Source organism: Nocardioides sp. Root151, assembly GCF_001427925.1.
Taxonomy (GTDB): Bacteria; Actinomycetota; Actinomycetes; order Propionibacteriales; family Nocardioidaceae; genus Nocardioides.
In genome coordinates this window covers 16,778-43,005 of sequence record NZ_LMGG01000003.1, presented here as the reverse complement: position 1 = coordinate 43,005, position 26,228 = coordinate 16,778, and the positions used below count along the sequence as shown (strand labels likewise).

Annotated in this window: 34 protein-coding genes; 9 read left to right on the top strand and 25 right to left on the bottom strand. The window is 68.8% G+C overall.

Annotated features, from left to right (window positions below):
* The first annotated feature begins 47 nt into the window (after positions 1-47).
* Both ASD66_RS08275 and ASD66_RS08270 read left to right on the top strand, forming a co-directional pair.
* The gene (locus ASD66_RS08275) at positions 48-983 is read left to right on the top strand and encodes an alpha/beta hydrolase (RefSeq protein WP_056890658.1); all 936 of its coding nucleotides are present in this window, start codon (positions 48-50) and stop codon (positions 981-983) included.
* A gap of 231 nt (positions 984-1,214) precedes the next feature.
* On the top strand, positions 1,215-1,895 hold the full coding sequence (locus tag ASD66_RS08270) for a DUF1097 family protein (protein ID WP_056890657.1): 681 nt from the start codon (positions 1,215-1,217) through the stop codon (positions 1,893-1,895).
* A gap of 296 nt (positions 1,896-2,191) precedes the next feature.
* Here the strand turns inward: ASD66_RS08270 and ASD66_RS08265 are convergent, their stop codons facing one another.
* From ASD66_RS08265 to ASD66_RS08250, 5 genes are all read right to left on the bottom strand, one after another.
* A complete protein-coding gene (locus ASD66_RS08265; RefSeq protein WP_056890656.1) occupies positions 2,192-2,410 on the bottom strand; it encodes a hypothetical protein in 219 nt (72 codons plus the stop codon).
* A complete protein-coding gene (locus ASD66_RS08260; protein ID WP_056890655.1) occupies positions 2,407-3,345 on the bottom strand; it encodes a helix-turn-helix domain-containing protein in 939 nt (312 codons plus the stop codon). The genes ASD66_RS08265 and ASD66_RS08260 overlap by 4 nt, the downstream gene beginning before the upstream one ends.
* A gap of 14 nt (positions 3,346-3,359) precedes the next feature.
* Complete coding sequence (locus ASD66_RS08255; protein ID WP_056890654.1) at positions 3,360-4,073, bottom strand: hypothetical protein; 714 nt, start codon at positions 4,071-4,073, stop codon at positions 3,360-3,362.
* On the bottom strand, positions 4,070-4,237 hold the full coding sequence (locus tag ASD66_RS24395) for a hypothetical protein (RefSeq protein ID WP_156388600.1): 168 nt from the start codon (positions 4,235-4,237) through the stop codon (positions 4,070-4,072). The genes ASD66_RS08255 and ASD66_RS24395 overlap by 4 nt, the downstream gene beginning before the upstream one ends.
* 111 nt (positions 4,238-4,348) lie before the next feature.
* Positions 4,349-4,756 carry a hypothetical protein gene (locus ASD66_RS08250; RefSeq protein ID WP_056890653.1) on the bottom strand — a complete coding sequence of 136 codons (408 nt, stop codon included), beginning with the start codon at positions 4,754-4,756 and terminating at the stop codon, positions 4,349-4,351.
* A gap of 133 nt (positions 4,757-4,889) precedes the next feature.
* On the opposite strand from ASD66_RS08250, the gene ASD66_RS08245 reads away from it, so the two are divergent.
* Complete coding sequence (locus ASD66_RS08245; RefSeq protein ID WP_056890652.1) at positions 4,890-5,153, top strand: hypothetical protein; 264 nt, start codon at positions 4,890-4,892, stop codon at positions 5,151-5,153.
* Here the strand turns inward: ASD66_RS08245 and ASD66_RS08240 are convergent, their stop codons facing one another.
* The 7 genes from ASD66_RS08240 to ASD66_RS08210 all read right to left on the bottom strand — a co-directional run bounded on the left by ASD66_RS08240 (position 5,154) and on the right by ASD66_RS08210 (position 7,998).
* The gene (locus ASD66_RS08240; RefSeq protein WP_056890651.1) at positions 5,154-5,504 is read right to left on the bottom strand and encodes a hypothetical protein; all 351 of its coding nucleotides are present in this window, start codon (positions 5,502-5,504) and stop codon (positions 5,154-5,156) included.
* A 51-nt stretch (positions 5,505-5,555) separates the two neighbouring features.
* Entirely contained in the window at positions 5,556-5,762 is a 207-nt protein-coding gene (locus ASD66_RS08235) for a hypothetical protein (RefSeq protein WP_056890650.1), read from the bottom strand.
* On the bottom strand, positions 5,759-6,394 hold the full coding sequence (locus ASD66_RS08230) for a hypothetical protein (RefSeq protein ID WP_056890649.1): 636 nt from the start codon (positions 6,392-6,394) through the stop codon (positions 5,759-5,761). The genes ASD66_RS08235 and ASD66_RS08230 overlap by 4 nt, the downstream gene beginning before the upstream one ends.
* Positions 6,395-6,399: 5 nt before the next feature.
* A complete protein-coding gene (locus ASD66_RS25190; protein WP_235530007.1) occupies positions 6,400-6,966 on the bottom strand; it encodes a tudor domain-containing protein in 567 nt (188 codons plus the stop codon).
* A 3-nt stretch (positions 6,967-6,969) separates the two neighbouring features.
* A complete protein-coding gene (locus ASD66_RS08220) occupies positions 6,970-7,164 on the bottom strand; it encodes a hypothetical protein (protein ID WP_056890648.1) in 195 nt (64 codons plus the stop codon).
* A 16-nt stretch (positions 7,165-7,180) separates the two neighbouring features.
* On the bottom strand, positions 7,181-7,369 hold the full coding sequence (locus tag ASD66_RS08215) for a hypothetical protein (RefSeq protein ID WP_056890647.1): 189 nt from the start codon (positions 7,367-7,369) through the stop codon (positions 7,181-7,183).
* An 83-nt stretch (positions 7,370-7,452) separates the two neighbouring features.
* The gene (locus tag ASD66_RS08210; protein ID WP_056890646.1) at positions 7,453-7,998 is read right to left on the bottom strand and encodes a winged helix-turn-helix domain-containing protein; all 546 of its coding nucleotides are present in this window, start codon (positions 7,996-7,998) and stop codon (positions 7,453-7,455) included.
* A 146-nt stretch (positions 7,999-8,144) separates the two neighbouring features.
* Here ASD66_RS08210 and ASD66_RS08205 point away from each other — a divergent pair, with 146 nt between their 5' ends.
* The 3 genes from ASD66_RS08205 to ASD66_RS08195 all read left to right on the top strand — a co-directional run bounded on the left by ASD66_RS08205 (position 8,145) and on the right by ASD66_RS08195 (position 11,763).
* Complete coding sequence (locus ASD66_RS08205) at positions 8,145-8,546, top strand: hypothetical protein (protein ID WP_056890645.1); 402 nt, start codon at positions 8,145-8,147, stop codon at positions 8,544-8,546.
* Positions 8,547-8,554: 8 nt separating this feature from the next.
* Positions 8,555-9,265: an RES domain-containing protein gene (locus ASD66_RS08200; protein WP_056890644.1), complete on the top strand. Its 711-nt coding sequence runs from the start codon at positions 8,555-8,557 to the stop codon at positions 9,263-9,265.
* Between the two features lie 467 nt (positions 9,266-9,732).
* Entirely contained in the window at positions 9,733-11,763 is a 2,031-nt protein-coding gene (locus ASD66_RS08195) for an SAM-dependent methyltransferase (protein ID WP_056890643.1), read from the top strand.
* Positions 11,764-11,787: 24 nt separating this feature from the next.
* Here the strand turns inward: ASD66_RS08195 and ASD66_RS08190 are convergent, their stop codons facing one another.
* The 6 genes from ASD66_RS08190 to ASD66_RS08165 form a co-directional block, all read right to left on the bottom strand.
* Positions 11,788-12,480 carry a protein NO VEIN domain-containing protein gene (locus ASD66_RS08190; protein ID WP_162254256.1) on the bottom strand — a complete coding sequence of 231 codons (693 nt, stop codon included), beginning with the start codon at positions 12,478-12,480 and terminating at the stop codon, positions 11,788-11,790.
* 230 nt (positions 12,481-12,710) lie between these two features.
* Positions 12,711-14,618 carry a DEAD/DEAH box helicase gene (locus ASD66_RS08185; RefSeq protein ID WP_156388598.1) on the bottom strand — a complete coding sequence of 636 codons (1,908 nt, stop codon included), beginning with the start codon at positions 14,616-14,618 and terminating at the stop codon, positions 12,711-12,713.
* Positions 14,611-16,083: a hypothetical protein gene (locus ASD66_RS08180; RefSeq protein ID WP_056890640.1), complete on the bottom strand. Its 1,473-nt coding sequence runs from the start codon at positions 16,081-16,083 to the stop codon at positions 14,611-14,613. Before ASD66_RS08180 ends, ASD66_RS08185 begins: the two co-directional genes overlap by 8 nt.
* A 36-nt stretch (positions 16,084-16,119) precedes the next feature.
* Positions 16,120-17,268, bottom strand: coding sequence for a hypothetical protein (locus tag ASD66_RS08175; protein WP_056890639.1), 1,149 nt, complete (start codon positions 17,266-17,268; stop codon positions 16,120-16,122).
* 138 nt (positions 17,269-17,406) lie between these two features.
* Positions 17,407-18,216 carry a GIY-YIG nuclease family protein gene (locus ASD66_RS08170; RefSeq protein WP_056890638.1) on the bottom strand — a complete coding sequence of 270 codons (810 nt, stop codon included), beginning with the start codon at positions 18,214-18,216 and terminating at the stop codon, positions 17,407-17,409.
* A complete protein-coding gene (locus ASD66_RS08165; protein WP_056890637.1) occupies positions 18,213-18,995 on the bottom strand; it encodes a hypothetical protein in 783 nt (260 codons plus the stop codon). The genes ASD66_RS08170 and ASD66_RS08165 overlap by 4 nt, the downstream gene beginning before the upstream one ends.
* Positions 18,996-19,100: 105 nt before the next feature.
* Here ASD66_RS08165 and ASD66_RS08160 point away from each other — a divergent pair, with 105 nt between their 5' ends.
* A complete protein-coding gene (locus ASD66_RS08160) occupies positions 19,101-19,385 on the top strand; it encodes a hypothetical protein (protein ID WP_082599409.1) in 285 nt (94 codons plus the stop codon).
* A gap of 8 nt (positions 19,386-19,393) precedes the next feature.
* On the top strand, positions 19,394-19,651 hold the full coding sequence (locus ASD66_RS08155) for a hypothetical protein (RefSeq protein WP_156388597.1): 258 nt from the start codon (positions 19,394-19,396) through the stop codon (positions 19,649-19,651).
* A 163-nt stretch (positions 19,652-19,814) separates the two neighbouring features.
* Here ASD66_RS08155 and ASD66_RS25510 read toward each other — a convergent pair whose 3' ends face one another.
* From ASD66_RS25510 to ASD66_RS08130, 7 genes are all read right to left on the bottom strand, one after another.
* Positions 19,815-19,940: a hypothetical protein gene (locus ASD66_RS25510; RefSeq protein WP_268238931.1), complete on the bottom strand. Its 126-nt coding sequence runs from the start codon at positions 19,938-19,940 to the stop codon at positions 19,815-19,817.
* Positions 19,941-20,038: 98 nt separating this feature from the next.
* Positions 20,039-21,076, bottom strand: a complete 1,038-nt coding sequence (gene dprA, locus ASD66_RS08150; RefSeq protein ID WP_056890634.1) for a DNA-processing protein DprA — start codon at positions 21,074-21,076, stop codon at positions 20,039-20,041.
* Positions 21,073-21,756 carry a hypothetical protein gene (locus ASD66_RS08145; RefSeq protein WP_056890633.1) on the bottom strand — a complete coding sequence of 228 codons (684 nt, stop codon included), beginning with the start codon at positions 21,754-21,756 and terminating at the stop codon, positions 21,073-21,075. The genes dprA and ASD66_RS08145 overlap by 4 nt, the downstream gene beginning before the upstream one ends.
* Positions 21,757-21,936: 180 nt before the next feature.
* Positions 21,937-22,092 (bottom strand): hypothetical protein, encoded by a 156-nt coding sequence (locus ASD66_RS24910; RefSeq protein WP_200949970.1) that lies wholly within the window; start codon positions 22,090-22,092, stop codon positions 21,937-21,939.
* A gap of 11 nt (positions 22,093-22,103) precedes the next feature.
* A complete protein-coding gene (locus ASD66_RS08140) occupies positions 22,104-23,132 on the bottom strand; it encodes a DUF4192 domain-containing protein (RefSeq protein WP_056890632.1) in 1,029 nt (342 codons plus the stop codon).
* 17 nt (positions 23,133-23,149) lie between these two features.
* A complete protein-coding gene (locus ASD66_RS08135) occupies positions 23,150-23,539 on the bottom strand; it encodes a single-stranded DNA-binding protein (protein WP_056890631.1) in 390 nt (129 codons plus the stop codon).
* A gap of 219 nt (positions 23,540-23,758) precedes the next feature.
* The gene (locus tag ASD66_RS08130; protein WP_056890630.1) at positions 23,759-24,214 is read right to left on the bottom strand and encodes a hypothetical protein; all 456 of its coding nucleotides are present in this window, start codon (positions 24,212-24,214) and stop codon (positions 23,759-23,761) included.
* A 311-nt stretch (positions 24,215-24,525) separates the two neighbouring features.
* Here ASD66_RS08130 and ASD66_RS08125 point away from each other — a divergent pair, with 311 nt between their 5' ends.
* Positions 24,526-26,145 carry a ParB/RepB/Spo0J family partition protein gene (locus ASD66_RS08125; protein WP_056890629.1) on the top strand — a complete coding sequence of 540 codons (1,620 nt, stop codon included), beginning with the start codon at positions 24,526-24,528 and terminating at the stop codon, positions 26,143-26,145.
* Positions 26,146-26,228: the final 83 nt, after the last annotated feature.

Genomic DNA, 26,228 nt, shown 5'->3' with positions numbered 1-26,228 from the left:
GCAGGTTCGGCAAGGCGGACATCCGCCGGCCAGTCAGGAGACAGATCGTGTCACTTCACCCCGAAGCCGAGGCCCTGCTCGGCGCACTGTCGGCCGCAGGGCTTCCACCCTTCGAGCACATGACCGTCCCACAAGCCCGGGGCGCCGCCCTCGGCTTCTTGCCGCTGCAGGGAGAACCCGAAGAGATTGGCCAGGTCGAGCACCTGACCGTGGACGGGCCCGCGGGCGACATCCCGATCCGCGTGTACGCACCGGCGGGCACCGGACCGTTCCCCGTCATCGTCTACTTCCACGGCGGAGGATGGGTGATCGGCGACCTCGACGTGGTCGACACCCCTCTGCGCAACCTTGCCCACAACGTCAGGGCCGTCGTCGTCTCGGTGGGCTACCGGCGCGCTCCGGAGTCGCGGTTCCCTGCCGCGTTCGATGACTGCCTGGCCGCAACCGAGTGGGCCGCGAAGATCGCCGCCGACTACAAGGGCGACCCTTCCCGTCTCGTCGTTGCCGGAGACAGCGCCGGCGGCAACCTCGCCGCTGGTGTCTCGCTGGCGGCCCACGAGTCCGGGAGTGTCGCCATCGCCGCGCAAGTCCTCCTCTACCCCGTCACCGACTTCGACTTCACCCGCGAGTCCTACATCGAGAACGCCGAGGGCAAGCTTCTGACCCCTGCCTCCATGCAGTGGTTCTGGGCGCATTACCTCGGGGCCGCGGACTTCGAGGAGGGCACCTATGCCCTGCCGAACCGGGTCGAGAACCTGGCCGGCCTACCGCCGGCATTCGTCGCGACGGCCGAGTGCGACGTACTGCGTGACGAAGGGGAGGCCTACGCCGCCCGCTTGGACGAGGCCGGAGTGCTCACGCAAACTAAGCGCTACGAAGGCATGATCCACGGCTTCTTCTGGGCGCTCGGTGCACTGCCCAGCGGCGCCGCGATCTACTCCGACATCGCACAGTTCCTCGACAAAGTGCTCCCCGAGAAATAGTCCGGGTCGCCACGCCCGCACAACCCAAGGTCTGCTGCCCTAGGGAAGTCCGGGCTGACCGCCATGACTTTGCGCGCTGGACGTTGACTTGCGTCCCGGCACGGTCAGCCGCCCTGCGGGCACACCCTCCGCCGTGACGGCTCCTCAGCCCTCCCTCCGGGACGCAACAGGGCGATTAACGATCGCCCTACACACCCACATGCACCACCCCAACACATCACGGAGTATCAGATGACCGAACGACTCAAAGCCACCACCCCGCTTGCGCTCTCCGTCGCTGTCCTCGCCGCCCTGTGGATCGAGTTCGGGGCCAACTTCACGTTCCACTGGTTCACCAACGGCGACTTGGGCAACGGTCTGAGCCTGCCCGATACCTTTCACATGGTCCTGCCCGCCGCCTTCATCTCCTGGGCCATGTTCTTTGCCGCCGGCGCAGACCGCTCAGCGTTCAACAAGGCCGCCATCGGGTCCGTGATGGGAGGTGTGGGGGCACTCGTCCTGATGTTCCTGCTCGACAAGACGAAGGGCCTGCCCGACTTCTGGCCCATCGCCCTCATCGTCGGCCTGCTTGCATTCGTGGTCGTCCTGGGCTCCGCCCTCGGCGACTGGTACTTCGTGCCCGCGATCTTCGCGGGCTTCGCCTCGACCCTGTTCTGGTGGATCGCGACGGGGATGGATGGTTGGGCAGCGGGTGGTGGGGGCGGCGCCAACACGGTGGCTTCGCTCGGCAATCCGGCAACGGCCGGTACCGGTGCCTTCGGCGGCGTGATCTCGACGCCTTACGTGTGGGTGTGCGTGGACACCATTGTCTCGCTGCTGATCGGCTGCGTGCTCGGGATCGTGTCGGTACGTCTCGCTGCTCTGATGACGCCCGCCCAGCAGGCAAAGGCGGAACAGGGTGCTACCGCCTGAGGCTTGCCCTCGGATGTCGACGCGGAGGGGCGGTGTCAGAGTTCAGATGCCGACCCGCTCCGTCCAAGTTTTTGCGAGGCGAGTCACCCGACCATCCACCCCAGGCCCCAGAGCACCATGCCGTTGGAGGTTTCCCTCCAACCTACTCTTCGCGATTTCGGTGCCGCAGCGGCGATACATCTCAACGGCCAGGGCCAGCGTACGCCCCCTACTTTGCGGTTGAGGACAGCTTTGGGAGTTCCGCGCGATCTACGGATCGCTGAGCCCGACACAGCCAATCCCGACAGTTGGCTTGACTAATGAACGATGCCGAGCAGGCGTACTCGGCCGAGCTGGCGGCCGTCGAGGGTCTCGACGCGGATCGTGTCGCCGTCGACGACCGCGGTCACGCGCACCTGGCTGGTCGTGCCCTCTGCTGGTTCGGGTCCTGTCTGGGCTCCGGGGAGGGCGGCCTTGATGCCGCCGGCGGTCAGCGCGAGGATCGCTGCCGCGGCAAGGCCGATCAGGGCCTTCACCGGGCGACGCTCAGCTGCGGGCGCTCGGCGGCACCGGGGATCGCACGCTGCTGTTCGCGCAGCCCGGGGGAGTGGTAGCCGCTCTCGGGGATCTGCTCGGCCACGTCGAGCCGACCCGCGTCGGCGCCTGCCGATTGCTCGGGGAGATCCGCGGCGATCTTCGCTGCCAGGTCGCGCAGCGGTGGGGTCTTCTCGATGCGACGGGTGGCGTGGAGCACGGTGGTGTGGTCGCGGTCGAAGTGCCGCGCGATCGTGGGCAGGCTGTGCCCGTGGATGCGGGCCGCGGTCATGGCCACCGCGCGGGCATCCGAGGCAGTTCGGGTCCGGTCGGCGCCCAAGAGGACTTCGGGGGTGGTGTTGAAGGCCGCGGCGGCCGCGACGACGGCGTGCTCGACCGGACCATCGGGCTCGAAGGTCGACGCCGGGGGCTCCTGGCGGAGGGGGACCACAGTGGCTTCGGGGCGGGGGAGCTGGGCGGTGTAGCGGTCGTTGACGTGCTCGCTCACGCGGGCCGCGGCGTCGGCCAGCCGGGGCCGTTCGGCGGTGCGGCGTACGGCGTGGATCACCGAGCCGTGGTCCTTGTTGAAGTGCTCGGCGATCGCCGGCAGGGACAGGCCGGTCTCGCGGGCGGCGGTCATGGCCACCGCGCGGGCATCGCTGACCGGTCGGCTGCGCTCGGCGCTCAGGATCGCCTCTGGCGTGGTGCCGAACATCGGTGCGGCTGCGTTGATGGCCAGCTCGCACACCGCCGCCGGGCTGGTTGCCGGGGACGACGGCAGGGTCTGGTCGACCTGGACGGCGAGGACGGTCACCAGAGACCGCAGCTGGTCGACGTCAAGCGGCGCGATCAGGTCGGCGACCTGGTCGTGCTGCCCGCGGCTGGCGGCGTCGAGGACGAGGCCAGCCAGCTGGCGGCCGCCCGGATCGAGGTCCATGCCCGTCCTCCCGCCTACCGCGCCAGCGACCCGACGGCCGGGGCCGCTTGGCGCGGTATCTGGCCGCGGCTCTGCTCGGCCATACGCCGTCGGGCGTTGTCGGTGATCTCGGTGGCGATGCCGGCCGACTGCCGGGCGCTGGCCGCGGCGTGGTCGACGACGTTCTCCAGCAGGCGTACGTCCTCGTCGGCGCGGCCGAGTTCCTTGCCGGCGGTTGCGATGCTTCGCTCGAGGGTGACCGGCTCCAGTAGCGCCGGCGGAGTCACCTGCTGGGCCGCGAGCTGCGCGCTGTCGATGTGCTGCGCGGTCAGGCGGGCCATTGGCTTGGCCAGGTCGATCATCTCGCCCACGACGGCGAGGCGCGGCTTCAACTGCGCGACCTCGCTGGCGAGCTCGGGATCGGAGGTGTCGGCCTCCTGGAGGAGATCGTGGGCATCGGCGATCGCGTGCGATGCCCGTTCCAGGTGTCCGGTGAGTTCATCGACCAGTTCGGCGTTGTCGCTGCAGCGCCGCTGCAGGCGGCTCAAGTGCTCGCCGGCGGCCTCGAGGTAGTAGTCACCACGGTCGCTGAGGCGGGCCTTGGCCGAGTCGAGCTCGGCGTCATCGAGAACCTGGAGCGCCGAGTTGATCGTGGTGTGCAGCTCGTCGACGACCCGGCGGGCGCGTCCCACGGACTGCTCGGCCATGAAGACGGCGTCGGCGGCGTGCAGAGCGGTGTCGGTCGTCATGACGACTCACTGCCTCGCGTGTTGGGCGGGGGCATGCTGCTCGACGCGGGCAGAACCTCGCGGAGGCGGTCGAGCGCGGCCAGGGCCTGCTCGAGGTAGTCGCGGGCCTCCTGAACCGGGTCACGATCGTCCGCGGCGGAGGGAGAATCGGTGGGCGTGCTCATGGGCAGCTCCTTGGTGGACCGGGGTCATCTCTCAGTCACCAAAGGAAGGTCGACCCGCTCGGGCGATCACCCGACGCGAAGAAATCTCGCGGACGCTCAGCGGGGCCGGGGTCAGGGCTGGTCCCAGGGCATCGATTCCTGCCCGTCGTCGACGCCCTGGCTGATGATGTGCGCGGTGGCGTTCCGGGCGGCGTTGAGGTGCTTGTGGAGGTCGACCGCGAGACCGCGGGCCTCCTCCAGGTGGAGACGAGCGACGCCGATCGCCATGGCCGGGTCGGACTCGTCGGTCATCGAGTCCATGCTGAGCACCTGGTCGGCCAGTGCCCGCTCGAGCGTGCTGGAGAGCTGCGAGAACGCCTGGGGCAGCGCGGCCGCGATGTCGGCGAACTCCGCGAGCTCGTCGGAGGTCTCAGCCGGGATCTGATCGCGCTCCCACATCGTGGCGCGGTTGAAGCCGTAGACATGCTGGCGGGCCGCCGTCGCGTGCCCGCCTGCTTCGAGCTGGTCGTTGTCGTCCACCAGGTGCCCTTCCTGCCGAGAGGTAGGGCTTGAGTCTCGCGGATCTCGCCGGCGTACGCGTGGCCGCCGGCGGCGGCTGTGGATAAGCCGCAGGGGTTCCCTCCGGGGCGCTGGGGCAGGAGACTGAGCGACCATGGACGATCAGGCGGCCTTGATCGCACGGCGGGTGGCGCTCGCCGCTGCGGCCTGGTTCAACGCTCCCGCCGACGTCGAGGCCTACCGCCGGCTCGCCGCGGCGGTGGGGGAGTGGAACGCCTACGCTTCGCCACAGCTCGAGGACAGCGACGTCGACGAGCTGCTCGACGACCTGGCCGACGTCACCCCGCCGACACCGCTGGGACAGGGCGTTGCCGAACTGGAGGCGGTTCTGCGCCGTCAGGCCCGCCGCGAACTCTGATCAGCGGGCGATGCTGGCACCGGGCGAGTTCGGGCTGCCGCCGGCGTGCGGTGACCTCGGCGAGAGTCGGCGTCGGGCGGCCTCGTCGGGGCTCTCTGGCAGCGGCCCGACCTCCTCAACGTCGAGGCCCTCCTGCCTTGTGGTCGCGACTGGTTGCTCGGTCTCGCTGAGGGACTCGGCCAGGTCCTCGATATCGGCCTCCAGGACCCGCTCGAGGATGTCCGCGATGCTCGTGGGGGAGCCGTCGCACTCGGCCGCCAACGCCTCGGCCAGCTGGTCGAGGGCAGCGTTACCGCGGGCAGTGAAGGTGACGACTCCAGGGACCGGGTTCTCAGCTGGGGAAGTGCTCATGGTCCACCTCGCTTTCCTGGTCACCTACGTGCGCAGGGGAGCCGGGAACGATCAATCCGTCGCGACTCGTTCGCGGTCAACCCGCAGGGCGATGATCCGCCACCCCTCGGGAACACGCCGGCGCGCGGCCGCGAGCGCCTGGTCGTAGTCGACGTCCTCGACGATCAGCTCGTCTCGGCCGAGGGTGTAGCCGCCGCGGTGGTCGGGTGGGATTTCCTGCACGGTGGCGTACAGGGTCACGGCTTGCGCGGCCGTCACGGTCTCTTCTCCTGCTCGGCCATGGTGCGCAGAAGGTCGACGTCGCGGCGGAAGGCCGAGGGGAGCCCCTCGCTCTCCTGGGGGTCCGCCTCGTAGCCCACCAGGCCCGCCTCCACCAGGTCGGCCCCGGTCTCGAGGGAGCGTGCCACGCGCAGCAGCAGGGCAGGTGGCATCTGGACCGAGGGCTCGTCGTAGAAGTCGATGGTGGCGACCTGATCGGTGAGCAAGAGGCCGAGGTGGCTCTGCGTATGGGCGATCTGGGCGACCCGGTCTCGGGTGTGCTCGAGGTCGTCACGCTCGACCATGAGGATCCGCTGGACCTCGCCCAGGCCGGCCACGACGCGGCCGAGGAACCGCACCGGCACGGCGGAGGTTCGCGGTGCGCTCATCAGGTCTGCACCGGGGGTCTCCTCGACGAAGCCGAAGACGATCTCCCGGGCCATGCCCGCCAGGGCCTCCTCGGTGAGGTAGGTCCGCGCGGTCGCTGGAGTGACGCGCATCTGGTTCGCTACGAACTGCACCCGCTCGTCGAGCAGCTCGCCAGCAGCCGCGCGGGACATCGTCATGCCGAGCTCGGAGACGGCTGCCAGGAGGTCGTCGATGCGCCCCTCGCGCCAGGATCGCGCCGCCACCCCGGTCAGCCGGCCTCGGGGGAGTGGGGGCGCAGCTCCTGGTGGTCGCGCCAGACCTGCTCGCCGTCGTCGTACTCGACAGTCCACTCGTCGACGGCGGTGCGTTCGACGATGGTGGCCGGCACCCAACTCGCCTCGTCGCGGGCCAGGACGTCGACGCGGAGCTCGTCGGGGAAGGGGTTGTGGCTGCCGAGGTACTCGCTGATGGTGTCCTGGAGCGAGCCCGGGCCGTCGGGTGCTGCGTTGACCCAGCGCTGCAGTGGGTCGTTGGCCGCCCACTCGATCGCGAGGGCGGCGACGTGGGAGGGCGCCGCGGCGGTCGCGGTGGCGAGGTTGTGGGCGTCGGTGATCATCGCGATCCACAGCTCGAGCGGGAGTTCGTCGCAGCGGTGGAGGCCGAGGAAGTACTTCTCGACGATCTCCGCCGGGACGCCGCGCTGTGCGAGGTCGCTCTCGACGGCCGCCAGGTGCTCGGTCTGCATCCGGACCGGGACGGTGTTCTCACCCGGCCGGGTCAGGGGGAAGGTCGCCAGGGCCACCAGGTCGTCGCGCGTTGCGGTCGAGGTGGTCATGGGTCAGCCCTCCTCGCGGGCGAACAGCTGCTCGACGTAGCACTCGCGATCGTGGTCGGCCGCGTGCTCGAGCTCGCTGGCGACGTGGTCGGCCTCGGTGGAACCGAACGGCCCCGCGAACCAGGTCTCCCGGTCGTCACTGGCCGGCCGTTCGATAACGCGAACGATGTAGTGAATGGTGTGCTGGTACTTGGCCATGTCCTCAGGTCTCCGATCAACGTGCCGCGCGGTCGAGCGCAGCCTTCGCCTGGGCGGTCAGTTGGCGAGCCTCGAGGGCCCCTTGCCCCTGCTCGCGGGTGGGTCCGGTGCCGGAGCGCCAATCTGAGCGCAGGTCGTCCTCGGCGTCACCGAGGAGCCTGTGCGCCCGACGGCGCATGTCCTCGAACGTGGGCTCGGTGCTCATCGCGATCTCCTGTCGTCGAGCTCTTCTGCAGTCTCGCTCATGCGTCCGACACTCCGTTCGTTTTCCACAGCGGGGCCAGCCGCTCAGCGACGCTCGCTCGGGTAGTTCGACTTCCCGCCGGGCCAGCGGTAGTAGACCTGCGGCGGCTGGAGCGGCGGGTGGTTGGGGTAGTAGATCGAGTACGTGTTCGGCCAGTCCCGTTCCTCGGGGTGCGCGGTGTCGGTGTGTTCGTCAGCCCAGGCCACGAGCTCGGCCTGATCAGAGCTGGACAACGTCGCATCGCAGAAGCCGCAGCGGTAGGTGGTGGCTGTTTCGTCTGAGACCGGGGCGGCCTCGGCAAGTGCGGCAAGCGCGTCGTCAATCGCCGCTCGCGCGGCCTTGAGGCGTTGGACGACGTCGATCGTGCGGGGTCGAGGCGCTGCACTGACCACGAAGGCTCCGACGCCTTGACGGGTCACGATCATGCCCTGGTCGAAGAGGATCTGCTGGGCCTGCCGGATGGTGCCCAGGCCGGGCACGTCGTAGTGCTCCTGGAGCGTGGCGATGGAGGGCAGCTGATCACCTACGTCGAACTCACCCTCGGTGATTCGGCGGCGCAGATCGTCGGCGATCTCTCGGTAACGGGCCATGGGGGGGAGTGTACTACATAACTGATGTGCTCATGCTCTCTGTCGTTATGTTGACATAATCTATGTTATCGGCGGTGTGATTAAGGGTGTGATGAAATACGGGATTAGGTATTGGATCGGGCTGCGGCACGTGACACACTGCAGGAATGAGCACTCAGTCGACCATCGCCCGCGGCGACCTGCGCGCCTACGAGGAGTCGGTGCGGCTGGCCACGCCGGAACTCGTCGAGCGGCTGCGTGACCTGCTCGGCGCCAAACTGGTCGCCTACCTGGGTTCGGTCCAGGAGACCCGAGCGGTTCGGCAGTGGGCCGACGCCGGCGACGCGCGCACTCCGTCGACGGACGTGGTCAACCGGCTGCGGATGGCCTACCGGATCGCGGCGCTGCTGCGCGGCAAGGACTCGGCCGCGGTCATCCAGGCGTGGTTCCAGGGCATGAACCCGCGGCTCGACGATGTCGCACCCGCGCGGCTGCTGCGTGAAGGCGACCTCGAGCAGGTCGGCCCCAGCATCCTGGCGGCCGCGCGCGCGTTCGCCGCTGCCGGATGACGTCGCCGGTGGCTGAGGCGCCCCAGCTGGTCGTCGTCGATGCGGCCGAGGAGGTCTGGCGGGTCGGCTTCAAGCCCGAGCCCTGGGCCTGGTCGGGTTGGGAGTGGGCCGGCACAGACGGCCGGTTCCACGGTCGATGGGACGACCGGCAGGGCAACTTCCGCACCGTCTATGCCGGCTCCACGCTCCTGGCCTGCCTGCTCGAGGTCCTCGCCGGCTTCCGGCCGGACCCGACGCTCGCGCTCGAGCTGGACGACATCGTGGAGGACGACGAGGACGGGGCGGTGTATCCGACCGCGCGGGCCGGCGAGATCTCCTACTCGTGGCTGGAGCCTCGTTCTGCGGCGAGTGCGACGCTGACCGGCCGCTTCTGTGCCGTCACGGCGGCCGAGTCCATCGCGGCGCTGCGGCCGCAGTTCGTCGCCCTCGCCCACCTGCTGAACCTGCACGACTTCGACGCGGCGGCGCTCAAGGACGGGCGCCCAAGGGCACTCACCCAGTCCGTCGCCACCTACCTGCACGCCAGCACCGAGCTCGACGGAGTCACCTTCGCCTCCAGGCACGGTGACGACCTCGCCCTGTGGGCCGTGTTCGAGCGCGCCGAGGACCCCGCGATCAGCCGGTCCCTCGACGCGATCGAGCACCACGCGCTCTCCCCCGAGCACCCCGACCTCCAAGAGGCCCTCAGGATCCTGGGCCTGACTTGGGCGAACCACTGAGCATCCGTGTCGCGCCCGGATGTTCTGCCGCCTGCACGCGTGCAGCGTGGGTTCCGACACACGTGTCACCGCCCTGGGCACACGTCCACGACAACCACCTTCAATCTTGATAGGGTTTCTAGAACGACGATCAAGGATCGTAGATCGCGGGAGGTGGCTCGAGTGACTGCAGCCGAACATCGGCGCCTGCTGCCGACTGGAAACTGCTGGTGCGGATGCGGAGACGAAGTCGCCCTCGGAGCATTCTTCGCCCGTGGCCACGACAAGGTCGCCGAGGCGGCGCTACTCGCCGCCCGGTACGACGGCTCCGTCGCGCAACTGCTTCGCGGCCATGGATACGACGCGGACCACTCGGTTACGGCTGACGCAGTGCAGTCCGGGATCTGGGAACGGTGTCCTGACTCCGGCTGCAACTACGCCGGCGCGCCTGCGAGCGTTCGGAACCACCGGACGAAGGCTGCCCACTGATGGCGCGGTCTTCTGCCCAGCCGCGCGCTGCGGCGTCGGCCTCGCTCAGATCCAACCCCGAGCAGCTCGCCACGACGATTCGCAGCCCCCTTAGGCACTTCGACGCAGCAGCGGTGAGTTTGAAGGTCCGCCGCGAGGTCCGAAACCGCGAGGTCCACCTGCCGCCCGTCAGCACCTACCGCTGGTGGGCTCGGCGGACCGAGGCAGTGAACGGGTCGATCATCGACGCCGTCAGCGCGGATCGCCCAGGGAGGATGGTCGTCAGCGACCCCTTCGCCGGCGGTGGCGTAATCCCGTTGGCGGCGGTGATGCGCGGACACTCCGTGTACGCCCAGGACCTGAACCCGTGGGCGGCGCGGGGACTAGCGTCGATGCTGGCTCTGCCAGACCCAGAGGCTTTGAGAGATGGCATCGCGGCGCTGACACAACGGGTGCTGGCGAGTGCACAAGCGGCGTACGGCACCGTTCTGACGGATGGAACCCCGGCGCTCGTGAGCCATACGTTCAGGGTGGCCGTTGCACCCTGCACAGCCTGTGGCCGGGGCCAGCGCATCTTTCCGCACGCACTTGTCAGTCTCACGAGTCGCGTCGAGAGGAACCTCCCTGAGGCGTTTCTGGCGTGCCCGAACGGACACCTGTTCAAGGGGCGCCGTGATGTGGCCGCTGCATGCTCAACCTGCGGAGAGCTGACAGATCCGGCTCGTGCGTACACCCCGCGGCGCGTCGTCACGTGCCATTGCGGCCACCAGGACCGGCTTGAGGAGCGGGCGAAGGCGACGGGGCTGGCGTGGGAGGTTGTGCTGGTTGAGCGGGCGGGCGGCGGGCGTCGCGAGCTCTCGCTGCCGACTCCCGGTGAGTTGGCCGCCGCAGAGGCGGAACATGCTGACCCGCGGATGCAGCTCGGCTCAATCCCGGCAGGTCAGGAGACCGCGGTCCTCAGGCGTCATGGATTCCGCAGCTGGGAGGACCTCTACCCTCGCCGCCAGCGAGCCATGGTCGAGAGGCTTCTCGAGCTAGCGCCTAGTTGCTCCCCCGATGCCGACGTGGTCGCCGCGCTGAAGCTCGCCATCGTCGGGTCAACGGAAATGGCCGGCCACCTTTCCCGCTGGGACCGGTACTACCTCAAGAGCTACGAGTCGATGGCGGGCCACCGATTCAACTTCACAACGCTGCCGGTGGAGCCGAACGCGTGGGGCACTACAACGAGTGGCCGAGGCACCACCCTGCGGCGACTCGTGCAACTCATCAAGGCTGCCGAGTGGCTCAAGGAACGCACCGGCGGCGGGCTGCGAGTTGCGGGCCCGATCGCGGCTAGCGCTCCCACGGTTCCCGCCCTGCTCGGCCAGGATGTGGACGGTCAGTCGCTGGACCGTCCCGACGTCCTGGTGGTGGTCGGAAGTTCCCAAAGGCAACTCCTGCCCACGGGCTCGGTGGACCTGGTCCTGACTGACCCGCCGTACCACGACGATGTCCAGTACGGGGAGCTCTCGCAGCCCCTGCAAGCATGGGCGGGCCTGATCTCCGCAGACTCAGGCGGCGATGCAGTCGTCAACCGAGCGACGGGGCAACTCGTGGCCGCTGGTAGCTACACCGCACTGCTTGCCTCGATCTTTCGGGAGTCCGCTCGGTTGCTGCGCGACGATGGGCACCTGATTTTCAGCTACGCGAATCGTGACCCGCGTGCATGGGCGCAACTCCTGGAGGCGCTGCAAAGCGCAGGTCTCCGGGCTGCTGGCTGCACGATCGTTCACAGCGAGAACGAGACGGATCACGCGAAGCGGAACGTCCGCGCGTGCACCCTGGACCTGCTACTGGACCTGGTGCCGGTATCTAGTATCTCGGTCACCAAGCATCGGCCGACCGTGGGCGACACTGCCGAGGAGGAGTTCCTCGGCATCGTCGCCGAGTACGTTTTGGCGGTGGGTGACCTAGCTGGCGGCTGGCAGGAGGAGTTCCTCGAGGCGCTTTCCTCCGCCGAGTTCCTACAGCCCCTCCGGGTCCGTCGTGCGGAAAGCGCCGTGACCAAATAGGACGGACCGACCGTCGATCGGAGCTCAGCTCTGCGCGTCCAGCGGGAGCCCCGGCTGAAAGTCGGTGATGGCGATGCTCAGCCGAACGTTCGCCCAGCGGCCCTGGCCAGAAACGTCGCGCGGGAGGTGCGGGACGAGGTTGACGGAGGAGCACCAGCCGATGAGTTCCAGGCTGTCGTCGCGGTTGCGTCGTACGGCGACGAGGGACCATCCTGGATCTCTTGCGCCGACTGTCGCCTCGTTGCGTGAGAGGAAGAACTCCACGCGGCCCACAGATGCGCTGCTGGTCGTCTTGACCTCGATGCGGTGCCGATGTCCGGTGGTGTCGGGGCTGGTCACGTCGTAGCCCAGTTCGTCGCTGCGGAGGCTGACCCGACTCACCGCGGCGGCGAGGTCGGGGCGATCCAGGTCGCAGAGGTGCTTCCGGCAGAGTTCGACGACGAACTCTTCGCCTTGTGCCCCCTGCTCGGCGAGCTGGGCGGCGTCCAAGGTGCGCCCGACGCTCATCAGCAGCGCCTCCCTGCGGGTCGCATCCTCGAGCAGCTGTTCTAGGGCCTCTTGGTCGGACTCCGGGACGTTCTCCCACCGGACCTCGTCATCGACAACCGCCGCGTACAACCACAGGGGTGGCTCCTCGACCATCAGTTCCTGCAGGAGGAGTTCGGCGGCGACGTCGTCGGGTAGCCCGCACAGGCTGAGGAGCGTCGGGGTGGGCACGTGGTTGCTGCCTTCAACGACCACCAGGTGCGCCCGTTGAAGCAGCGCGTGCCCTGCTTGAAGGTCCTGCGAACGGTAGAGGCCGCCCGTCGCCAGCTGGTCGTAGCTCACAACGAGGGAGGTCTCGGAGTTTCCAGCTTGGTCCAGTACACGGCCCGCCAGAACCGCGGCCTGCAGCTGGTAGGCCGTCGGCGTCGACCGGGCGGGCCGGTTCTCGTGGGCAGCGTCGTTCACAGGTCCCCGCGGAGGTGGGCGAACAGGGCCACCATGTCGGCCGTCGAGTCCAGCGCTGGGCCGTAGTCTTCGTCAGATGGCAGTGCCATCGTGCTCAGGTCGGGGTCGTCGAGCATCTCGCCGAGGCGCTCCGCCTTCTCTCTGATTCTCGAGTCGATGATCTCGTCGATGGTGCCGGTGGTGAGTAGGAACGTGATCCGGGTTTCCTGTCCAGGCGCGAGTCCCAACCGGTGGATTCGGTCGACGCTCTGGAGGTATTGGCCCGCGTTGAAGGTCCGGTCCAGGTAGACGGCGTCGTGGCAGACCTGATGCAGGCTGACGCCCTCGCTCATCGCGGCCGGGTTGGCCAGGAGCACGGCGCATGCAGGGTCGGTCCTGAATCGGGCTAGCTCGCCCTCCCTGGTCCGCGCGGCGTTGGGGTCCGCGAACTCTGAGGGGATGCCTCCGTAGATCAGCGCTGGCTGGTACACCGCCAGCATCCGCTCGAGCGCCTGGAGATTCCTCACGAAGTTGCTCCAGATGAGGGTCTTGCGGCCCTGGGAAGCGTTGGCCTCGACCATCTCCGCGAGCTGGCGGAACTTCGCCGGCGTTTCGTACTGGTTGTACTGCTGCAGCAGGTCCCACAACGCGCTGCCAGGTGGAACGTCGAGAGGGGGGTGCCGGAAGGTCATGACGTCTTCCGAGCTTGAGCCCGCCGTGAGCAGTTGGGGGTTGGTGGCAGCCTCGAGGAGGTACATCACGATGTCGCCCATGTTCGCGAAGCTGGCGCGATCCGTCATGCTGAGGTCGAACGCGCCTACGTAGCGGTCCTTTAGGGCGTTGTAGATCTCTGCTTGAAGGGGGTCGAGGTCGACCTCCACGACCTTCATCGTGGGCTGGTCCAAGCCCAGCTCACTCTTGCGGGTCCGCGCGAATAGTGGCGCGATCGCTTCGGCTACCAATGCGCCGGCGTCCAGTGGAGGTGGCGACACGAGCGCGTCGGCGGGGAGGATCCGTCGGCCCTGCCCCGGCCACAGGTAGTCCATGAGGGCGATGAGGTCCTGCGGACTCTGCGGGGCTGGCGTTCCCGTGAGGATGTCTCGGCGTGCTGCCAGGAACGCAATGCTCAGGCACGCGCTGCCGAACGTTCCATCCCATCCGCGCTTCATGCGGTGAGCCTCATCGAGGAGGACCAGGGTGGGCTTGCGGCTGACCCACTCGGCGACCGTGTCGTAGCGGCTGTCGAGGCGGTGATAGTTGACGACGAGTACCTCGGCATCGCGTGGTGGCTGATCGACTAGCGGAGCCACGACTGGGCGCTGCCCCTCGGGAAAGCAGTCGTTGACCTCGTTCTGCCATGCGTCGAACGCTGAGAGCGGGGCGACGACAAGCATCTGCTCAACTCGCCCAGCGGCCCGCTCGGTCTCGTAGACGGCGTAGGCGACGGTGGTCTTGCCTGCTCCTGGCACCGAGAAGTTGGCGCCGTTGGCGAGCCCCAGTAGGCGTCCCAGATCGCGGGTCTGGAAGCTGCGGAGCTGGCGTGAGAAGCGCGTGCCGGTGAGCCTTGCTCCTACCGCGGAGTCGTCCAGCGGTTGCGGTGCGGCGAGGGCCGACTGCAGCAGCCGTCGTTGAACCCGCGTCTGCTGGAGAATGCTGTCGAGGTCCGGCGTTGAGACAATGCCGACGCCGTAGCGCTGGCAGGCCGTGCGCAGCCACGCCATGTTGCTCAGCAGCCGTTCGAGCGGGAGGACGACCTGCTCGCCGGGCCGGTCGCCGTCCGAGCCCCACTCGCCCAGGAGCTGCAGCCAGAACCCCTGGGGCACGTCGCCAAGTCGGGTGGCTTGCACCGCCGGCGGATGCCCGGTCAGAGCCAATCCGAGGGACGGCCCGGGTGCTGCGTTGGCGGAGGCCGCTGGCTCAGTCACCCGATTCCTCGCTCGGCGACACGACGGACTGGAAGGCTGCGGCCGCCCGCTCGTACTCCTGCACCGCGGCCTCGAAGTCGGTGCGCTTGAACCCTGGTCGGTCCTTGACGTCGGCGTACGCTGTGGCGGCCTTGTCCAGGACTCGTGCGGCCTCCTTGAGGTGCACCATCGGAGCCGTCAGATCATCGATCTGGCGGGCGTCCCGCTTCTTGTTCTCGATCGCCGTCGTCAGTCCGCTGAACAGCTCCGTTGCGACCACCACCCGGGGCAGGCTGACGCTGTCGTCGCCGGACGCTCCCGGACTCGGCATTGTGATGCCTTCGTCGGGCTTCGTCTGGGCAAGCAGGGTGTACATGCCAGAGAGACTGGGCTTGCCGGAACTGGCCGTGGCGGGTGACCCACCAGGCGCACCCACTTCATCGCCGTCCTCCTCGTCATCACCGAAGAACTCGCTGACGCCCGCGGGCGCTGCGGTCCCTGGCGTCCCGCCTGTCCCGTCAACGGAGAGCAAGGCGTCGATGTGCGGGGCCAGGGTCGAGGACTCCCCGAGCGCCGGAACCACGTAGTTGTCCAGGAGGTTCGAGTCGATTTCTCGAAGCCGGCGGTAATCAACACCGGCGATCATCGCCGCCAGTTGCGCGTCGCGAACGCGACTCGCCTCGTCCGGTTTAGTGCTCTTCAAGCGCTGGTAGTCCTGGTCGATCTCGATCAACGCCTGGCGCTGATCGTCGAAGTAGAGGAAGTTCAGGACACCACCGCTCGCGCTCACGATTTCGCGGATGAGGCCGAGCAAGCGCAGTTCGCCCTCGACCAGGTCGACTGCGGCCTTGGTGTCCTTCTTGCTGGTGGTTAGCGAAGGGCGGAGCGCGCGGCCGACTTCCAGAGTGGTGTAGTTGCCGCTGTTAATGAGGTCCTCGATGAAGAGCAGCTGGCTGGTGAAGCTGTAGTCCTGCTTGACTTCCTGCTCCATCTGCAGCTGGAGCTCGAGCTCGGTGATCTCCTTCGGGCCCGCGTCGGCCGGCAGGATGATCGCCTTGATGTACTGCTCGCGCAGATCCCGGAGCGCGACGGCGCGGGTGTTGGCGTTGACGAGAACGCCACCTGTCGTCAGGACGCCGGCGTACAGCTGCCCGTCGTTGGCCAGGGCGTTCTTGATGCGGTCGAAGCCCGGGGTTTCCCGGAGCAGGTGGGCGATCAGGCCCTGGGCCTGCGGGCCGTACGGGTCGGCCGCGACGAGGTCCTGTTCACTCTGCGGCAGCGACTGCAGTTGTGCCTTGATCCGGTGGCTATGCGGGCTCAAGAGGACGACGTCCAGGTCGACGGTGGCCACCGGGAGGACTAGCTTGCCTCCCTTCCACCGCAGCTCTTCGGCGGTCCCACCGCCATTCGCGACGGCCTGCTTGGCCGCGTCGGTGGCGGCCTGGATGGAACTCTCCCGAGTGGCTGTCGTGATTGGCTGGCTCATGTACCTCTCCTGTGCGATGTTCGTCGGTCCAGCATCTCAGTCCTCACCGACACAAGCCGCAAGGCTGGCCAGTCCGTCGAGCGTTTGCTCGGTGTAGAGGCGTCCGCCGTAGGCGCGCACCAGGTCATCGCTCTCGCCGCGGTCTGCCCATCCGGTACCGAATAGAACAAGGACTGCGGGCACGCCGATCTTCTTGGGTAGCTGGAGCAGGGTAGCTGCCGTCTTCCGGGCCGTCCCTCCATCTCTGGCGATCGCCACAAGAACCGCCAGACCGGCAGCGCCATCGGCGCTGCGGGTCACGACAGAGAGTTGCCCGGGGGGTTTGCCAGCAACGCCTGCCCGTCCACCAAGGAACGTCTTCGCGACGGGCTCGTCCCCTTCGGTCGACCAGTAGCCGACACTGTGGTCGTCGAGTGCGCTGAGCACCCGACGGACCATGAGCTTGCTGATCTCGTTGTTGCTCCGGTTTCGGTGAGCGCTCCAGGCACTGCCTACGTCGCGCTGCGCGAGAAGTGTCCCGTAGCCGACTCCGTCGGCGCGAAGCTTCTCGATCGCATCCCACCCAACCGAGCCGTCGAGCAGGAGCTCGAGGGGCCGGGCAGCGACAGCGCCGACGAGCTGCGGTTCGACCTGGGCTCGCACGATTTCGTCGATGACTCGGAAGGCCCCGAGCACCTGGCTGGGGTTCCACGTCCCCTGAGAGTCGCCTGGTAGTGAAACGCCGCGCGCGTGCGAGCGAGCCTGGAGGTCGCGCCAACTCAGGCCGGCTACGAGACCCAGCGTCTCGATGACCAGCGGGTCGGCGGCCTGAGCCGCCATCACGGTCGCGCTCGTGATATCCGACAGCGTTCCGCTCGGCGTCCGGCGCGCGACGTTGGCCAGCGCTGCCTGGTACCGATGCGGCGGCACAATCGAATCAGTCAGGACGAGGTCAGCGCTCGTGTCGAGTGTGCTGCGCAGTGCCGACCGCACGGCTGTCCGGAGTGCAGCGTCCGCGCCCCGGACTCCTGAGTCGGCCGCCGCAACGACGGCCGTGAGGATGCTCGCTCCGTCCACCCCTGACACGGGTCTACCCTCGGCGATCCAGTGGAGCGCATCGACCAGATCTGTTCTGCCGGTACCCGCCAGCAGCGCGGACTCATGCTCCGGCGCAAGCGCGCGCCCGTTGACTTCACCCTCAACCATGCGGCCATCTTGCCGTGGATCAGTTTTCAGTTGTGGGTAAACGGTTGCGTCGAGCTCTGCGGCGACGGGCGTGCTGCGCCGACAGTGGCACGCCCGTTTGTTCTGCCGCAGGGGTCCGACATTGACGATGCGGGGGATTCAGTTGCGGTTGAGCCCGTGGCGCCGGGAGTCGAGTGCGTGCTTGAAGTGGCTCTCCGCCGCGTCGATCTCCCTGGTGGGGGTAGCGGGGTCGAACACTCGGAGAACCGACAGCCGGAAACTCACGGGGTCCAGGGTGCGGAGTTCGACGTTGCCTCCGTGGCCGTTGGTCGCGTACGCAGCCCAGCGCTGCCAGATGGTCTCGGCGACGTCGGCTTTCCCGACGTAATGGCGACCGTCGCGGGTGTCGGTAATCAGGTAGATCCCGATGACGGACGACAGTGCGGTTCGCCAGGCGGCGTACCGATGCTCACGGATGACGGCCTGCAGCTGGGGGTAGTCCAGCGTGAGCGCGTCGAATCCCGGGAACCGCACAGGCTCTGAGTCGGCGATCTCCACCACCGGGTACGCGGCCGCGGTTGTCGCGTTGATCCTCCAGGTGCGCGGAGACCGCCAATGAATCACCAGCCTGTTGCGCAGATCGCTCATCAACTCGGTCTGCTCCAGGTCGAAGGTCCGCAGCGCGCCATCGTGCGACAGCTCGCCGTGATTGACCAGGACCGACCACAGCCGTGCGCGATCGCCACCCTCGGGCCGGAACACGATCCAGAGCCGGGGCGGCATGGCGGGGAAGGTGCGGGTGTTGGCCGACTGGACGCGCGTGTAGGCCATGATCTCGTCGTCGGAGGAGTCTCCGTGGATCCCCACGGTCCCGTCCTCGTGCTCACGCACGTAGGCGTGCCTGATCACCAGGGCCTCGGCTGGGTCGATACCCGCGCTCGCGATGACCGACGCGAAGGTGAGTGTCACGGACGCTGCACCGAGCCCGCCTGGTCTACCCACCAGACCTCGATCTGCGCGGCGGCAAGCGAGCCGGCCGTCTCGGCGTGCAGGTCGCGGTAGCGCGAGAAGTCGGGCAGAGCGATGACGCTGCACCACTGCGGCTCCTTGCCGCGCAGACGCATCGCGGCCAGCACCGCCTGGGAGTACCAGTGGCCGGCCTGCGTGCTCGGGCTCGTGCGCTTGACCTCTCCTGCCCGAGCGGGGTCGGCGTATCCGCGGCTCGGGTACCCCTTCACTTCGACTCCGGCGGTCTGGCCATCTCGGGAGGCGATGACGTCGATGCCGTGCTCCCTGGTCGCTGTGTTGGCTACCGAGAGAATCCGCCACCCCTCTCCGGCCAACGCCGTCACCAGGGCCGCCTGGACGTTGGCCTCGGTGTGCCACTCGCCTTCGACCTCGACCGCCGCGGCGAGATCCCGGCGCGGCGGTGTCGGCACCGATGGGGTCGCGAGCGCTGGACGGGCTGCCGGCGGTGTCGTGCGCGTCTCGACGTTACCTGCCACCTGGTAGCCCAGGGCCGCCAGGTGCCGGCGCGCTGTGTTGGACATGAACTCCGATCGCGGGATCCCGGTGGCCAGCTCGAACGCCTGAATCACCGGGAACCACGTGTCGTTCACCTGCACGGCGTGCTTGCGGATCGCGTCGGGCGCGACGTCGACAAGGCAGCTCTCGACGCCCTCACGGCTCAGCTCGTAGCGCTGACCGTTCAGGGTGAACTGGATCGACGCGCGGCCCTGACTGCTCATGGGCCGAAACTACGGCACCCTGCCGACACGAGGAGGCCGGTTCGCCCGCATCGGCGGTCCGATCCGTCGGCCATGCGGTTCGAACACTTGTTCTACCCTAGGGGTATGGCGGGCGGTTACGGGCGCGGGGCTGGCATCCCCTTGAAGGACCGGGTACGCGTCGACCAACCGTCGGAGCCGGTGAGCGCGACCGGGGCGGAGCATCCGGGTCGGCACTGCTGGGTCAGCGTGCCCGTCGACGCGTCGTCGCCGCGCCCGGGCCTGCTGCTGGAGTGGCGCCGCGCCGGCCACCTGTGGGAGGGCCGAGTCGTCTACGTCGCCCAGCTGAGGCCCGGGCGGTGGGCAACGGTCGAGGAGTGGATCCCGGCCGAGCTGCTCACCACCGAGTGAGGGCCGTCTTGTCTGCCAACCCGCCGAAGAACGACGCATGGCGGCCGTACGGCGATGTGCGGTTCGTGCTGATCCGAAACTCGGGCCGGCTCAAGCCGTCCCGGGGGCTGATCCTCGACTGGAAGCGCGAGGGTCGACACTGGGAGGCCCTGGTGGTGTGGCATGACGACGCGTCCCTCAAGCCGGTGGTCAAGATGGACTGGCTGTGCACTGAGGATCTGATCCCCGTGCCGGTCGACCCAAACTGGACCGGCCCAGGTCGCTGAGGTCCAACCCGTCCAGTGGCGGTCGCTGGTCACGCGACGCCGAGCTCGCCGGCATCGTCGAGGTCCTCAAGCGCTCCGTCCGCCGTTCGTGACGCAGCTCGAGTAGCGAATGTTCAGCCGGTCCAGCATCGACCGTTCGGTGTGGGCGCTGCGCATCGCCGGCTCACTCGGTGCTCGGCGCGTCGGCCCACGTGAGCAGGTCGGGCACTGCGCCCAGTACGCGCTCGACGCTCACGGTCCACGTCCAGTCGACGCGGACGACCGGCGGCTGGGTGGTCAGGGTGAACATCGGAGGTTCCTCCTTTGATTGTGGGAGACCAGGCACTCTCAGCAGAGTAAGTGAGGGTCCGGCTCAGATCGGGTTATCCACAGGCATCGGTAGGGCCGTCATCGGCGGGGTGCGGAGGCCCCGGCTGCCGGGGTGGGAATCGCGCGCTGCGTGGAACGCACGGGGCCCGGCACGAAGGACTCGTCGAGCTGCTTGGCGCCTCCGTCTCCCCTGGCAGCGCGGGTCGTGACGTCGGTGATGACGTCCTGGGCGGTGGTGACCATGCTGGCCTGGCCGAGGCGGATCAGTTGGTTCACGCCGGTGGAGGCCGCGCTGCTCACGGGGCCGGGGACGCCCATGAGGGGTCGGTGCAGGTTCGTGGTCCAGTGGGCGGTGTTGAGGGCGCCACTGCGCAGCGCGCCCTCGACGACCACAGTCCCTTCAGAGAGGCCGGCGACGATCCTGTTCCGCGCCAGGAAGCCGGTCCTGGTGGGTCCGGCTCCCGGGGGTGCCTCCGAGACGACGAGGCCACGTTCGGCGATGGCCTCGAGCAGCTGGGCGTGTGCGGCCGGGTAGGGCCGGTCGACGCCGCCGGGCAGAACGGCGATGGTCGGGCCGTCAGCGATGAGGGCGCCGCGGTGCGCGGCCTGGTCCACCCCGTAGGCGAGGCCGCTGACGACGGTGTGGCCCGTGGCCGCGAGCTCGCGACTCAGCTCGGTGGCCTGCTGCATCCCGTAATCCGTCGCGGCGCGAGACCCGACCACGGCCACAGCATTGGCTCCAAGCTGGGTCAGGTCGCCGGCTCCCCTGACCCACAGGCCGACCGGCTCGCCGCCTCGCTCGTGCAACGCGCCGACGTCGCGGAGGTCCGCGAGGCGGTACGGCCACTCCGGGTCGCCGGGGATGATGAACCGGATGCCGACTACGGCGGCCTGCTCGAGCAGCCTGGCGGAGTCGGCGCGGGCGAGCTCCTGGCCGATGCCGAAGCCCCAGTGGCTCTCCACCTCGCCGGCGGCCTCGAGGTAGTCGAGGACCTTGACGGCGCCGAGCTCGTCGACCAGCCCGGTGACGCGGAGGTCGCCGGGCTCGATGGCACTGCTCAGCTTGACGCGGGCCAGCCTGTCGGCGTCGTCGACGTCGGCGTGCGGGGTGCTCATGACGCCTGCTCGTAGGGTCCGAACAGCCAGCAGCGGGCCTCCCAAAGGGTGAGGTCCAAGATCTCCATGTCCGCTACGCCGGCGAGCCGGAGCGCTTCCCTCCCGTTGCCCAGGAGGTCCAGTGCCTGCCAGACATCGCAGGATTGCATCAGGAGGTAGACGCGCTCCCCCACCTTCTCCTCGTCGCCCAGGAGTTCGTCGTCGTCACGCGAGAACTCGAAGGCCACGTCGGCGCTTAGCCTGTTCAGCAGCTGCGCCGCTTCAACTTGCTCCTGGTCGCAGCTGGGAGTGGGGCCGGTGAGCCGAGCAACCAAGAGTGCGCTGAGCAGATGCACCAGCGCAGTTGCGGTGTCCCAGGGAACCGCGAGCTCGACTCGCGAACTCTGGGGGTTCTCGGGGTAGTAGGGCTGGCCTGCGTAGTGAACGGCAGCGCAGGCGACAGACTCTGCGAACCCGGTCTCCTGCCAACGGGGAGTTTCCTGCTGGGGCAACGGAGTGAACGTGCCACCGTCGTCGATGACGAAAACCTGCCCGGACAACAGTTCGACGGTGCGTCGCAGCCGTTCCGCTGCCTCCGACCACGTGATGGACACGCCGTGGCGTGCAACATTCCGGGCGACCTCCGCCGCGCTCGCGAGCACCCATTCGTCGACACCCGGATCCGGTGAGGGGTTGGGCATGACTGGTTCTCCTTTCATGGGCTCAGGCGATCGCTGAGCTGTTTTGGCGTCGTGCCGGGGCCGAGATTTCGCAGTGGCCACCGGGCCTATCCAGTAATCCGCAGGTCGCCGGGCTCGCTGGCGCTGCAGCTTTGACGCGGGCCAGCCGGTCGGCGTCGTCGACGTCGGTGCGAGGGGTGCTCATTCCTCGTCTCCCCACAGCAGATCGAGGTCGGGTTCATGGATGACGTCAAGGCGCTTGTCGGCGGCGTAGGCCGCGGGCTCGGGCACAACCAGGCGGCGCAGCTGTCGCTCGGTGACGCTGGGCTGCACCGGGGTGTCGTGGTGGTGGTTCATCGCGGTCCTCCTCAGCGGCCCGGGGCCGGGCGGTCGGTGACGGGCTGCGCGCCCGGGATGTCGCGCTGCTGGCCGGGTGGCTTGGGGACGAAGGACTCGTCCAGGTCGGCGGCGATGTCGCGCATCTGGGTCTGGTATCGCTCCCACTCGCGGGGGTGGATGCCGTTCTGCAGGGCCGAGGCGACGATGGCGGCCATGGCGTAGGGCCGGTCGGCGGGCACCTGGTCGAGCGCGCACCAGGCCTTGGCACCGTCGCCGTGCAGCCAGCTGGCGAAGCCAGACATGGAGGCCGGCGCCGCGCGGACCTCGTCGGGGGCGCGGCGGGTGAGGTCGTTCCAGAGGGCCATGTGTGAGGTGTGGTTCTCCCTGGTCATGTCCTCCCAGACCGTGTCGCGGGTGCTGATCGTCTCCAGCGCGACGAGCATCCGTGCGCCGTCGACGTCGGAGAGCCGGTTGCCGTCGGCGTGGAACTGCTCGAGCCGGTCCAGTGCCCAGTCCCGCTCCATGGCGGGGGTACTCGCTGCGGCCGCGGCTCGGGCTGCGGGGATCAGCTGGGTGATCGGCTCACGGTCACCGACCATGGAGGCGGCCAAGGAGTCCCGGCTGGCGGCTGGCTGGGCGGCGCCGGTCAGCACGGTCGCGGCCGCGATCCGCCCAGCGGTTGCCGAGGTCTGCAGGCCGGTCTGACCGGTGTTGAACTCACGCCACCGCTCGCCGTCGGCCCACAGCCGGATGTGGGTGGTGATGCCCACGGTCTCGAGGCGGTTCGACAGATGCTGGCTGGCCAGCTCGGCGCTGCGGCGGTCCTCGGTGAAGCAGAGGATCGCCAGGCGCGCGCCGGGGCGGGCGTGGCGGCCGTAGGGGCCGCTGATGGCGTCCCACACTTCCTCGCGGTCGGCGGCCGTCTTCGGCAGGTCGACGCGGGTGATGGGGAGCCCGGGCCGGAAGGGAACGAGGACGATCGACTCCTCGGGCTTGAAGCCGAGGACGTGCGGCACTGCGGCGAGCAGCTCGTCCGGGGACTGTACGACGAGATCCATCGGAACCCTCCGCGCGGTCAGCTGGCCTGGGCCGGGCGGGCGGCGCGCTCGATGCGCGCGGAGATGTACTTGAGCGAGACGCCGACCTCGCCGAAGCGGTTGTCGACGACCACGACGTCCTTGGTGCGCTTCTCGCCGGACTCCTTGTCAGTCCAGCTCTCGGTGCGCTCGAGGCCGTGGACGAAGATCGGGTCGCCGGATCCGCAGCTGTCGTGCACGTGCGTGGCGGCGGTGCCGAACACCTTGACGTTGTGGGCAGTGGGCTCGTCGTTGACCCACTCCCCCTCGTCGTTCTGCACGCGCCGGTTGACCAGGACCCGGCAGCTGACGAACGGCTTGTTCTCGCGGGTGTAGAGCAGCTCGGGAGCCTCGGCCAGGTTGCCGGCGAAGGTGACGGTGGTGGACATGACTTCCTCCTAGGTGACTGCGAGACCGTTCGGATCGGTCCTGCAGTCACCTAGGTCCCATTGGTGCCCGGCAGCGATCACATCGGTCGAACTTGTTCGGATCCGCTCGTGCTCGCGTGCGCAAAGAAGCGCCCCGACCGGCTCTCGGGTACCGGATCGGGGCGCTGAGAAGCACGCTAGGCGTAGACACCGACACAACCGTGCCGGCGGGCAGTTGAACTACCGTGCCGGCCGGCGCCGCGGCGGCCGGTTGCTGAGCTGCTGTGGAGGCGGCGGCAACTCGCGGCCCAGTCGCCGGCGGGAGTCCTCGGCCGCGACGATCACGGCCTCCTGGGCGAACGCGGAGCGGGCAAGCATCCGGCCTAGTTCCTGGCGGTCGGCCACCAGCGCGTCTTCGACCGCTTCGATGGTCGAGGCCGGCAGGTCGTGCTTCTTGTTGAAGCTCTTGCGGGTCACGCTGACCAGGGCGGGGTGCTTCTCGCCCGCGGCCGCGAGCTCGGCCCGCTGCTGTGGTGAGCGCCGGGCGTGCAGCTCGAGCGCCTGGGCGAGCCAGCCAACGAACGAGCCGGGCGAGTCGGCGTCGGTGTCCAGGTCGGCGATGTAGGCCGATCGCGCGAAGTCCCACACGCCGGGCTTCCAGTAGATACCGACCGGGATCGTGGTCTGGCTTGTCACCGGATCACTCCCCTGGTCTCGGCCGCCGGCGACGAGCTGCAGCGGCTAACACCAACGCCGCTGCATTCCCGGTCGGGGCCCTGCGCAGCCGTTCCCACTCTCGCTCGGTTCCTTCCGTTCCAGCCAGCTACGAGGTGCAGCTGCGCCGCGCCGCCGCAGCGGAGTCCGCGCCCGTGAGGCCGGGATTTATCCCCACCCTCACCGGGTGCCCACCTTTCCACAGGTCCGCCCTGTGCCCCGGTAGGCGTCGGCCCCCGCTGGGAGACTAAGTCCTGTCAGTTCTTTCTATTCTACTCACGGAGGACAGCAGCATGACCGACACCATCCAGACCCCCGCCGACACCGCCGCCGACGAGGCCACCACCGACGCCGTCCAGGCCGAGGAGTTCCTGCACCTCGACCCCGCCGACATCATCATCGGCACCAACGTCCGGAACGACCTGCGCCCCGACCACAAGGAGTTCCGCAAGTCGATCAAGGAGCGCGGCGTGCTGGAGGCCGTCACGGTCTACCGCAACGAGGACGGCCAGTACGTCCTGCTGCGCGGCCAGCGTCGGACCGTCACCGCCGCCGAGGTCGGCACCCCCACCGGCCTGATCCCGGCCCGTGTCGTGCCCCAGCCCGACGACGCCGACCGGATCGGTGACCAGATGGTCGAGAACATCCACCGGGCCGGGATGCGCGAGACCGAGATCGTCTCCGGCATGGAGCAGTTGGCCCTGCTCGGCGTGAGCGCCGCGCAGATCGCCAAGCGCACCAGCATCGACCGCCCCACCGTCAACGCCGCCCTGGCGGTGAGCAAGGCCGGGGAGACCCGCGCCAAGTACGAGGCGGGCGACCTCACGCTGGAGCACGCCGCGATCTACGCCGAGTTCGAGGACGACGAGGCCGCGATCGAGCGCCTGGACCGCGCGCGGACCTCCCGATGGGGCGACTCTGTCGAGCACGTGGCCCAGAAGCTGCGGGACGAGGCCGCCGAGCGCGCCGCGTACGACGCCGAAGTCGAGCGCCTGCGGGCCGAGGGCCTGCCGGTGCTGTCCTTCGATGAGGCTGACGACGCGGACGGGTCGCTGCTGCTGGAGGACATGCGGACCGTCGAGGGCGAGCCGGTGCCGGTCGACCAGTGGGCTGCCCTCGATGGCGTCGCGGTGATCGTCACCGAGGAGTGGGAGTACCCCGAGACCGAGACCGACCCTGAGAGCGAGGACGACGAGGACGCCACCTACGACGACGAGGCCGAGGCCGTGAAGGTCTACCGGCAGATGTGGGTCGTCACCGACATCGAGGCCAGCGGACTCATCCACCGAAGCCGGGTCGGACGCACCGACGACGACCTGAGCGACGACCCCGAGACTCACGACCCGGAGGCCGACGCCGCCGCCGAAGCCGAGGCCGAGGAGCGCCGCGAGGAGCGCCGCCGCGTGATCGCCTACAACAAGGCCTGGGCGAGCGCGGAGACGGTGCGCCGGGAGTGGCTGGCCGGGTTCGTGGCCCGCAAGACCGCCCCGAAGGGAGCCGAGGCCCTGATCTGCGAGGCCGTCGTCACCGGCCACCACTCGCTGAGCAAGGCCATGGACCACCGGCACCCGATGCTCTTCACGCTGCTCGGGATCGACGTGCCGACCGGCTACTACGGCGCGGGGCACGAGGAGTGCCACAAGATCGCGACCAAGGCGAGCACGCCGAAGGCCGCGACCATGACCACGCTCGCCGCCGTCGTCGCCGCGTGGGAGGCCACGACCGGCAAGCACTCGTGGCGCAACCCGACCGCGTGGGACGCCCGCGTGCTCGGCGCGCTCGTGGAGTGGGGCTACCAGCCCAGCGATGTCGAGCGGATCCTGCTCGGCGAGGAGCCGCAGCCGAGCACCGAGGACGACAGCGACGCCGACGCCGCCGAGGCCAGCGACGAGGCCAGCGACAGCGCCGCCTGATCGGCTCCCCTCCCCCATCTGAGGGCGGTTCTTCCTGTAGAGAACCGCCCTCAGTGGAATAGAAACCATAGAATGAACTCAGT